Source organism: uncultured Thermanaerothrix sp., from assembly GCF_938028735.1.
In the GTDB taxonomy this organism is placed as follows: domain Bacteria; phylum Chloroflexota; class Anaerolineae; order Anaerolineales; family Anaerolineaceae; genus Thermanaerothrix.
Genome location: NZ_CALIMF010000002.1, coordinates 491,481 through 500,897, shown reverse-complemented (window position 1 = coordinate 500,897; position 9,417 = coordinate 491,481). Strand labels below are relative to the sequence as shown.

Below are 9,417 nucleotides of genomic sequence, written 5' to 3'. Positions count from 1 at the left end.
TGGCGATTTGTGAAGGCAATATCATGGATAGAAATGAACCAGCCGCTTACACTATGATTTTTGCCTGCTAATCTATTCGCGCGAGACATATTGCTACTTACGTTGTCCGTAGTCCAATAGACTGGCATGTAAATGCCGAGGAATTTGCGCGTTGTTGAGAAATCTCTCCAACGGTTAAGCACCACGGGCAAGTACAACTTTGTGCCTGAACTATGTTGGGCATGAGCAAGATAGGGTTGACCGAGCAAGATGACCAACAAGATAACGACCGCACTCTGCTTTATGTGTCTCTTCCAATCCGGTTTCGGGAATGGATCAGGGAAGAACGGCATAACTCTTTTCTCCTTTTATCATTCCCAGATTTGCGCCCATTATAGGGCATTTCTGGTTCATCTGTCCACCAACAGTTTTGTAAGGCGCGTGCCTAAAAAACTAAAACTAATTGGGGCTTTTGAAGCCCCCAATGGTCCTTGCAATGGAGCAACCATCTTTACTAGGGGACGTACTCATCTAAAACCGAAGTAGGAAGGTACTGGTAACCCGTCACTGCCTGTCGGTAGCCGTCAAAGTTCTCACGAGGGATGCCTAGGTCACACACTTTACCGTCGAAGTCATTCACGTCAAAGTAAAACACTCCCAGTACCATGGGTTGACGCGCCAGATACCCATAATTCAAAACCATCCATTCGGCTTTCTTTGCGTAATTGTAAGTGTTATTGTCCCGATCCTCTTTGGTGTGCATCGCCGAACTTCCGGTTTCGGTGATAAGAATGGGCTTCGTGGGCGCCATTTTCTGCATGCGGGTGATGTAGGGGGCATAAATGGTATCATAAATTTCCCAACGTCCGCAATCTCCGTTGACGCAAGCTGGACTCAGAGTCGCTGGACAGAAACCATAATTGTAGGAAGCAAAGCCGACTAGATCCACCCGATCATCGCCTGGGTAATAGTGTTCAAAATCATTCTCGGGTACGTCAGGCGAGCTTAAGCCATTAGGTGCGAAAACCCACCAAACCATTGAGAAATCTACCCCGTTATTCTTAAAAACATCCTGAATGTGAGTATAAGCGCTCTTGAAGTCAATTTGTCGTTGTTTTAATTTCTGATTAATGTCTGAGGGTTCAAAAGCATCATCATAATAGGCTACCCAGTCACCGTTCATTTCCTGGAGGGGTGCCAGCATGGCCTTGCGACCGCCGCCCTGCTCAATCCAACGTTTGTAGATCTTGGCCATTTGGCTAAGAGGAGCATCGTACCTTCCTTCGTAGATCTTGCGAGCAGTATCGGTTGAACCGATCTTGATCAAGGAGATATAACCCTTTTGCCACAATTGTTCAAGTTGACGGTAGAAGTTATTACGGTTGAGAGCACTTTCGGTTTCCCAGTCTTCATAAAAAGCCGGGTCTTGAATGTCGATGAACCATCCCACAGCTGTGTGCTGTTTATCGGCCAGTGCATCTACTTCAGGCAGGTATTTTTCTACATTTTCTTTCGACCAATACTGCTTCATAATAATTCCAAAAAATTTGGGTATTCCATTACGCACTAGGGGAAGGTAAGTCAATGTAGGCGTGGGAGAGTTTATAACCGTGGTGTTGGTATTTGGCTCGGGGGTAGCGGCAGAGGCGCGACCAGGGATAGGGCTGGAGGACTGGCATGCAAGTATTGTCGTGAGGATCAGAATTGATGACAAGGCTTTCAAAAGCGTTCTTGACATGATCCCATCCTCCTAGAAGAATTTCCTCTTCTTGACTAATACGAAATGTGAACTCCTGATGGCCTCAGCGTTGACAATCGGCATCGACTGACTCTCCCAACCGGCTACGTTCTTCGGCGGCGATGCTGGGGTCGAGTTTGCGGAAGAGCGGTTGAGGGGGCAGCAGGGGTTGCCCCGCGCGCAACTGGCTGGGTTGCCAGTGCGCAGTGGCGCCCTCGGGGTGATAGCGCAATACGGTGTGCTCGCCCAACCCGTCTGCAACGGTCATAGTGCTCTGCGTGCCAAAGAGGGGGTCAGTATAGCCCAAGTAACGGTGCAATTTTTCGCTGCTGAAGGGCAGGAAAGGAGCCAACAGGATCTTTAACGAATCAATCGCGCGCAAGGCGGTATAAATGGCCCGTCCAGCAGCGGTTTTATCGGTCTTAAGACTCAGCCACGGCGCAGTCTGCTCTAGATAGCGGTTAACCTCGGTGGCCAGACGCATGGCCTCACCCAACGCGGCCCGGAGATGGACAGCCTCCAGTTCCTGCCCCACAGTTTCAAATCCCTTCTCCACGCCGGCCAGCAATTCCTGATCCTGCGCGGTCAGTTCGCCCGGATCAGGCACTACTCCCTCCCAATGCTTGAACGCAAACGAGAGCACGCGGTTGGCCAGGTTCCCCCAAGTGGCCACTAACTCGTCGTTATTGCGTTTGACGAAATCCTCCCAATCCCAGTCGGTATCGCGGTATTCGGGCATGTTTGCGGTGAGATAGTAGCGCAGGGGGTCTGGATCGTAACGTGAAAGGAAATCACGCCCCCACACTGCCCAGTTGCGGCTACCCGAGATCTTCCGCCCTTCCAGGTTCATGAATTCATTGGCCGGGACGTCATACGGTAACACAAAGGGCTTGGGATCCCGGCTACCCAGGAGCTCGTCCAGCGTCTCACCACTGCCGATGAGCTGCCCCGGCCAGATGATGGCATGGAAGGGGATATTGTCTTTGCCGATGAAGTAATATGAGCGCGCTTCGGGGCTGTGCCACCACGCCTGCCAAGCATCGGGTTCACCGATCAGATGGCTCCATTCAATGGTCGCCGAGAGATAGCCGATAACCGCCTCAAACCACACGTAAAGGCATTTGCCCTCCATGTCGTCCACGGGCACCGGGATGCCCCAGTCCAGGTCGCGGGTAATCGGGCGGCCCTTGAGACCCTCGGTCATGATTAGGCCCAGGGATTGACGTAATACGTTAGGTCGCCAGTAGGATTCACGCGCGCGTAAAAATTCGGTAATTTGGGGTTGCAGTTTGGCTAAATCGAGGAAATAGTGTTCAGTTTGCCGTAGTTCAGGTACCGAGCCATCAATGCGCGAACGCGGGTTGATCAGTTTCTCAGGGTCTAATACATTGCCGCAGCGGTCGCACTGATCGCTGCGGGTATTAGGATAGCCGCACAGATAGCAGGTGCCCTCAACATAACGGTCGGGCAAAAAGCGCTGCTGAGTGACCGAGTACCACTGTAACTGGCGGTCACGGTAAAGGTAGCCGTTCTTCAACAGCGCCAGGAACATTTTCTGGGAGACGTTGAAGTGATTTTCGGTATGGGTGCTGGTGAATAAATCGTAGGTCAGCCCCAGTTGTTGGAAGAGCTCGAGAAATGTTGCATGATAGCGCTGATAAACCGCCAAAGGCGAGGTCTTTTCTGCATCGGCACGTACAGTGATCGGGGTACCGTGGGCGTCGGAGCCCGAAACCATCAGTACACGCCGCCCTTTCATGCGCTGGTAGCGCGCGAAGATATCGGCGGGCAAGTAGGAACCGGTGAGATTGCCTACATGAATCTCGGCATTAGCGTAGGGCCAAGCAACAGCAACCAGAATGGGTTCAGACATCGATTCACCTCAGGCATCCAAAATGCAACACCGTGTGTCGAGATTTTATCACGAAACGGCCGTGGCTAGGGCATGGGTCGGCCTCTGAATTGTAGGTGGCCGCAGATTGTTCTCGTATCAATAATTGTGATGGGGGTGGTAAAAGTGTTCTGAACATTATGTTCAATTGTTTCAGTCTTGACAGAAACAATTGAAGGATATACAATGAAGCAAATCCAATTTTAGCCTCGGGAGTTTTTCAGGAGAAGTCGGCTTATGGTATCAGACGAAACGGATAGTGGCTCGGATAGTCCTCCCCTTCTTTCTGGGGATTCCGATGCCTTATCCCAGTTCATTGAAAACATGGGATTGTACTTCGAGGACTACGGCATCCCACGCATCGGCGGCCGGATCTTGGGGTTGCTCCTGGTGGCGCGGCGCCCAGTCTCACCCGAAGAGATGAGCGAAGTCCTCCAGGTTAGCCGGAGCAGCATTTCGACCAACCTGCGTTCTCTGCTCATGGCGGGTTTGGTCGAGCGGGTCTCGTTGCCGGGTGAACGTTCAGATTACTATGTCATCTCAGAAGAGGCATGGGAACGTTCACTGGAGATGCGTTTGGAGGGCATTCAGGCCCTCCGTGAGATCGCCGAAGAGGGCCTGCAAGGCTTGGATGCTGGTCATCCGGCGCGTCAGCGCCTGGAGGAAATGCTCTCCTGGACGGTCATGGTAGAGGATGCCTACCGTAAGTTACTCGAAGCCTGGCAATCTCGTAAGGAGGTTCCAGCCTGAGCGGCTAAAGATCCGCGGATCTGACGCCCTTTAGCCACCGGCTGGAATCCCACCAGCCGGTGATTTTTGCACCGGCGAGGCTGCTGAAGGAAAAGGAGGCCTGCCATGCGTTACCTGGTCATTCGCACTGAGAACCTCAGCAAGCGCTTTGATCGCCGGATAGCACTCGATTGTATTACATTCGATGTTGAACCAGGCGAAATTTACGCCGTCTTGGGGCCAACCGGGGCGGGCAAATCAACACTGGTCCAGTTGCTCCTGGGGACGATTCGTCCCAGCCAGGGTCGGGCACTGGTACTGGGTCTGGAGCCAGCCCGCCAAGGCATGGTTTTGCGCCAGCGGGTAGGCTACGTTCCCGAACAGGGTGTGTTTTACCCCTGGATGCGAGGTGAAGAGATATTACGTTCCCTGGCCCAAGCGCGGCGCATTCCGTTCACCGAGGCGGTGCGTGACCTAGCGGGGCAATTCGGCCTGGATCTTGAGCGTTCGTTCAGCGCTTATTCGCCAAGCGAACGCAAGGTCTTGTTTCTGGTGCAGGCCTTTATGTACCCAGCAGAAGTATTGATTCTGGATGAACCCATGCTTGGGCTGGGAGTCGTTGCCCAGGATGTGTTCTCGCGCCTGGCGCGTCAGGCGCGCGCCGAGGGACGTACCATCTTCTTTACCACTTCGTCACTACTTGAAGCCGAACGCCTGTGTGATCGAGTTGCTTTGCTCTGGCAGGGGCGTGTTTTGGCCGTGGAGCGCGGGGTTCAGTTACGAGCCAAGACGCTGCGCCGTATTGAGATGCGCTTCGCTACGCCAGTGGCCTGGGAGGCATTTGCTGGCTTGCCCAACCTTGAAGAACTTCAGTTAGAGGACAATAAACTGCGCTGCACGCTGCGCGGGGATCCGGATGCCTTTCTAAAGGTTGCCAGCCGTTATCGGATTACGGACTTTATCAGTCAGCAGCCCAGCCTGGACGAGATCTACCGCCGCTATTACGGAGTGGGTGGGTATGTTGCCTGAAATGCTGGTAGCCACCTTTCGGGCACGTGGAAGGTGGCTGCTAGGATGGGGTGCGGGGGTCCTAATAGCAATTTTCATGTGGGGAATATGGGCCCGTGTTTTGCCCCTCAATAACCTTCTGGGCTGGTTGGGGCTGGCGTTTGACGCTGAAGCGGGCAAGGATGCCTTCCTGTTCACACTGGTGTTGCCTTGGTTAGTCGGCATTCCGGTGCTCAGCGCAGCAACGCGCTGGCTGGGGGAACCAGCCTCCCGTGAGACCATAGCATTCCTGTTAACCCTTCCGGTACCGCGCTGGGCACTATTTTTGAACGGATGGGGCTTTCACATGCTTCTCTTGTTTGTCTTTCTGGGCATCAGCCTGGTGGGATTGCTTATTGAGCAAGGGATATTCGGGGGAGAGTGGGGTGTGGGGAGGAGCGTGACTCATGTTGTGGCGCTAGGGTTGCTGCTGGGGCTGGCGATGCAGAGTGGAATGCTCGTCGCGCTTTACACGGCCAGTTTCCGACTAGGATTCGGAGGTGCGCTTGGTGGCCTGCTGGTCAGCCTCCTTCTCTACGGATGGAGTCGGCATGTCCCTTTCTTGAGTTGGCTGCGTTTCTTTCTGCCCTGGTATTATTACCTTGCAGGGGGATGGAGTGAAGGGGGTGGAGGCTTTCTAGGGGTGATGGGTGGTATTAATCTTGTGCTGGGGGTGTGGCTGGCCTGGGCATTTATCCGCGGGCGGATCATGGAGGCCCCCCAAAGGGCCAAAGACAAAGAAACGTTAACCGAACGCTAACATCTTTTTTGCTCATTCTTAAGGCAAAAGGGTTATCATATAGGCGTAAATCCTCCTCCTGGTTCAGGTTTTACTCCTGGTGGGTTGGTGAGACAGGGCAAGTCAACTTAATATCGGTGTGTAGAAAGGGCGCTGAGTAAGCGCCCTTTCTACATCAATTGTTGTTTGCTGGATAGCGTGGCGAACCTCCGAATGTCTGAGATGGTATAACCTGCTCCCACCGCTAAAGCAGTGGGCTTTCCCGGCAGAAGATCGTAATTCCCTACCCTTGATCTTCTATGATTCCTTGTGGTTTGAGCGCGGGGCCAGCAGTTAATGTATGAACTACCTGCTACAATCGAGTGAGGTGGCGGTCGCATTTATTGTATAATGGATACAGAGGAGACTTCCAGCGTGATAAATCCCCTGATTGACCCCAACGTGGCGTATTTTCTGCTCGTGGTAGGCCTGGTGCTGGGTGTGTTGGCGCTCTTTTCTCCCGGTACGGGTATTCTCGAAATCGGCGCTCTGTTTGCCCTGGTGTTGGCGGGATTGGGTATTGTCCGGCTGAGCATTAACGCCTGGGCACTAGGGGTGCTAATTGCGGGAGTTATCCCGTTTCTAATGGCACTGCGCTTTTCGAGACGCTGGTTCTACCTGGTTATTGCCTGTGCGGCCTTTATAGTGGGATCCATATTCCTCTTTAGGACACCGGAAGGGGGGTTGGCAGTAAACCCATTTTTGGCTGCGGTGACCTCGACGGTAGCGGTAGGCCTATTCTGGCTAGTAGGTTGGAAGGGCCTTGAGGCCATTCGGCGGCACCCGGATATCTCTATGGAACGGCTCATGGGGGCCGTGGGCGAAGCCCGAACGACGATTTACCGCGAGGGTACGGTTTACATTCATGGCGAGGAGTGGAGTGCGCGTAGTAATACGCCCATTCCGGTGGGGGCCAAGGTGCGTGTGGTCGGACGTGAGGGTTTGGTACTGGTTGTAGAAGCCCTAACTTCGCAATCTCAAAACGAGTCGTAAGCCTATAAGGAGGTGTTTGCATGGAACTGATCTATTGTCTGATTGGCGTTATCGTCGTGGGCGGCATTGCCTTCCTAGCTGCGGCCATTCGTATCGTGCCCGAGTACCAGCGCTTGGTGGTCTTTCGCTTAGGGCGCTGCTTGGGCTCACGTGGCCCCGGTCTGGTGTTCCTCATCCCGTTTATTGATCGTGGAGTGCGGGTGGATCTGCGCGAGCAGGTGCGTGAAATTCCAGCCCAAACTGCCATCACCAGCGATAACGCGCCTATCTCCATTGATTTCCTCTGGTACTACAAGGTGTTTGACCCGGTACAAAGTGTTTTGCAAGTGGCTAACTTTGAGGCTGCCGCTCAGGGAATTGCTACTACCACCCTGCGCTCGGTCATTGGCGCCATCATGCTGGATAGTGTGCTTTCGGAACGCGAGCAAATCAATCACGCGCTGCGTACTCGCTTGGACGAGGTGACAGAGCGGTGGGGGGTTAAAGTTACCAATGTGGAAATCCGCGAGATTATCCCGCCGCGCGAGGTGCAGGAGGCCATGAATCGCCAGTTATCGGCTGAGCGCAACCGCCGTGCTGTTGTCACCGAATCGAACGGTACGCGTGAGGCGGCGATTAATGTGGCCGAAGGTGAGAAACAGGCAGCCATCCTCAAGGCCGAAGGTCAGAAACGCGCTTCGATTCTCATCGCAGAAGGTGAGCGCGAGGCACAACTTTTGCGCGCCGAGGGTTACGCTGCAGCGCTAGAGAAGATCTTCTCGGTGGCGAATCGCCTGGATTCGAAAACCATTACCCTGCAGTACTTTGAGACGCTCAAGAGCATGGCGGCTTCGCCTTCGACAAAGTACATTTTCCCCATGGAGTTTACCAGCCTTTTGGGGGATTTCCTCCGCCTGCGTGGTGAGCAAGGTGGGAGTGCTCCACAAGCCTAGTCTCTGAGACCCGAGTGGGGGGAGTCGGCAGTGCGGTTCCGGCTCCCCTCACACCCGACCTACGACGAATTTGGTCACCACTGTCCATTATCAGATCCTGGAAGCCAACTGGCGGGATATCCAAGCGCTTTACCGCTTAGAGAAAGCCTGTTTTGGCCGAGACGCTTGGCCCCTGCTGGATATTGTAGCCGTGTCGACCCTGCCGGGAGTGGTACGGCTAAAAGCGGTTGTGGACGAGCAACTGGTTGGGTTCATTGCCGGTGAGGCTAAACCCAGAGAGAGGCTTGGATGGATTTTGACTCTGGGGGTCAGCCCGGAATATCGGCGGATGGGAATTGGGCGGGCGTTGTTGTTGGCGTGCGAACAGCGCTTGAAGGTGCCGCGCATTCGCCTGAGCGTACGACGCACAAACTGGCCAGCCATTCACTTGTATCACCGGGAGGGATATCGCGAGGTAGATGTCTGGAAACGTTATTACAGTGATGGAGAGGATGCGTTAATCCTTGAGAAAATAGTTGACTCATAAGCCCAGAACGTATATTATAGAACTAGGATCTATGAAGAAACATCCGGCTTTGACCTTACTCCAAGGTTTACGCGGCACGCGTTATTTCGCGTGCCTTTTTGCTTGTTAAACCCTTTTCAGCCATGAAAGGAGATGCGTAATGGATTACGGGATGATTGGCAAGCGCGAAAAGGCCAGACGATATGCTCAGGAGCGCGAGCGCATTCGCTTTCAGACCTTTACGGTTACCGTTGAGGGGGAGAACAACACCCATACGGTGCAATATGACCATGGCAAGTGGCAGTGTGATTGTGAGTTTTTCCGTAGCCGAGGCGTATGCAGCCATACCATGGCGCTAGAAATCGTTCTTGAGAATATGCTGATCCAACCGGTTAACTCATAAAGAAATAAAACCGAATAGAGACCAATCCAGCAGGTCCGGTTTGTCTGGGACCTGCTGTTGTTTTTATACCCATGGGCCTGGTTGTGCCACAGGTATCGGAAGAGGGTAGGTGGCCTTGCCGAGAACGCGTCTCCCCGGCAAAGTTGAGCGATGTTAATCTCGTAACGTGTAAGCCGTCTGAATGCAATCCCTGCCAAGCAACAGGTTTAGAAGGGTCAAGCAGGGAGACCCCAGAAGCCAGGTCGCGCAATTATCGGGCATGAGGCGAAGTGCATCTTTTGAAAAGTCGAGATAACCCCGAAATCAGGCGGAGAGGGTGGGATTCGAACCCACGGTGGCCCACAGGACCACAACGGTTTTCGAGACCGCCCCGATCGTCCACTCCGGCACCTCTCCGAGCGGCTGTTCTAATTATAACAGAG

General features: G+C 53.6%; 10 protein-coding genes and 1 tRNA gene. 7 read left to right on the top strand and 4 right to left on the bottom strand.

The window, feature by feature from the left end; genetic code table 11:
- The 3 genes from Q0721_RS03005 to metG all read right to left on the bottom strand — a co-directional run.
- Positions 1-332, bottom strand: a 332-nt coding sequence (locus tag Q0721_RS03005; RefSeq protein ID WP_299025151.1) for a hypothetical protein, incomplete at its 3' end; no start/stop codon positions are given.
- A gap of 161 nt (positions 333-493) precedes the next feature.
- Positions 494-1,510, bottom strand: coding sequence for a glycosyl hydrolase (locus tag Q0721_RS03000; protein WP_299025149.1), 1,017 nt, complete (start codon positions 1,508-1,510; stop codon positions 494-496).
- A 271-nt stretch (positions 1,511-1,781) separates the two neighbouring features.
- Positions 1,782-3,590 carry a methionine--tRNA ligase gene (metG, locus tag Q0721_RS02995; RefSeq protein WP_299025147.1) on the bottom strand — a complete coding sequence of 603 codons (1,809 nt, stop codon included), beginning with the start codon at positions 3,588-3,590 and terminating at the stop codon, positions 1,782-1,784.
- 255 nt (positions 3,591-3,845) lie between these two features.
- Between metG and Q0721_RS02990 the strand changes: the two genes are divergently transcribed.
- The 7 genes from Q0721_RS02990 to Q0721_RS02960 all read left to right on the top strand — a co-directional run bounded on the left by Q0721_RS02990 (position 3,846) and on the right by Q0721_RS02960 (position 8,995).
- Positions 3,846-4,358: a MarR family transcriptional regulator gene (locus tag Q0721_RS02990; protein ID WP_299025145.1), complete on the top strand. Its 513-nt coding sequence runs from the start codon at positions 3,846-3,848 to the stop codon at positions 4,356-4,358.
- Between the two features lie 105 nt (positions 4,359-4,463).
- Positions 4,464-5,366, top strand: coding sequence for an ABC transporter ATP-binding protein (locus Q0721_RS02985; RefSeq protein WP_299025143.1), 903 nt, complete (start codon positions 4,464-4,466; stop codon positions 5,364-5,366).
- On the top strand, positions 5,356-6,144 hold the full coding sequence (locus tag Q0721_RS02980) for a hypothetical protein (protein ID WP_299025141.1): 789 nt from the start codon (positions 5,356-5,358) through the stop codon (positions 6,142-6,144). The genes Q0721_RS02985 and Q0721_RS02980 overlap by 11 nt, the downstream gene beginning before the upstream one ends.
- A gap of 393 nt (positions 6,145-6,537) precedes the next feature.
- Entirely contained in the window at positions 6,538-7,155 is a 618-nt protein-coding gene (locus tag Q0721_RS02975; RefSeq protein ID WP_299025139.1) for an NfeD family protein, read from the top strand.
- 20 nt (positions 7,156-7,175) lie between these two features.
- Positions 7,176-8,087, top strand: coding sequence for an SPFH domain-containing protein (locus Q0721_RS02970; RefSeq protein WP_299025137.1), 912 nt, complete (start codon positions 7,176-7,178; stop codon positions 8,085-8,087).
- A gap of 70 nt (positions 8,088-8,157) precedes the next feature.
- Positions 8,158-8,613 carry a GNAT family N-acetyltransferase gene (locus tag Q0721_RS02965; protein ID WP_299025136.1) on the top strand — a complete coding sequence of 152 codons (456 nt, stop codon included), beginning with the start codon at positions 8,158-8,160 and terminating at the stop codon, positions 8,611-8,613.
- 139 nt (positions 8,614-8,752) lie between these two features.
- Positions 8,753-8,995, top strand: coding sequence for an SWIM zinc finger family protein (locus Q0721_RS02960; protein WP_299025134.1), 243 nt, complete (start codon positions 8,753-8,755; stop codon positions 8,993-8,995).
- A 308-nt stretch (positions 8,996-9,303) separates the two neighbouring features.
- On the opposite strand, the gene Q0721_RS02955 is transcribed toward Q0721_RS02960, so the two are convergent.
- Positions 9,304-9,391, bottom strand: a tRNA-Ser gene (locus Q0721_RS02955).
- Between the last annotated feature and the right edge of the window lie 26 nt (positions 9,392-9,417).

Excerpts from the sequence above, each read along its gene's own strand:
- Q0721_RS02990 (WP_299025145.1), top strand. The coding sequence starts at position 3,846 with ATGGTATCAGACGAAACGGATAGTGGCTCGGATAGTCCTCCCCTTCTT.
- Q0721_RS02960 (WP_299025134.1), top strand. The coding sequence starts at position 8,753 with ATGGATTACGGGATGATTGGCAAGCGCGAAAAGGCCAGACGATATGCT.
- Q0721_RS02970 (WP_299025137.1), top strand. The coding sequence starts at position 7,176 with ATGGAACTGATCTATTGTCTGATTGGCGTTATCGTCGTGGGCGGCATT.
- Q0721_RS03000 (WP_299025149.1), bottom strand. The coding sequence starts at position 1,510 with ATGAAGCAGTATTGGTCGAAAGAAAATGTAGAAAAATACCTGCCTGAA.
- Q0721_RS02980 (WP_299025141.1), top strand. The coding sequence starts at position 5,356 with ATGTTGCCTGAAATGCTGGTAGCCACCTTTCGGGCACGTGGAAGGTGG.
- metG (WP_299025147.1), bottom strand. The coding sequence starts at position 3,590 with ATGTCTGAACCCATTCTGGTTGCTGTTGCTTGGCCCTACGCTAATGCC.
- Q0721_RS02985 (WP_299025143.1), top strand. The coding sequence starts at position 4,464 with ATGCGTTACCTGGTCATTCGCACTGAGAACCTCAGCAAGCGCTTTGAT.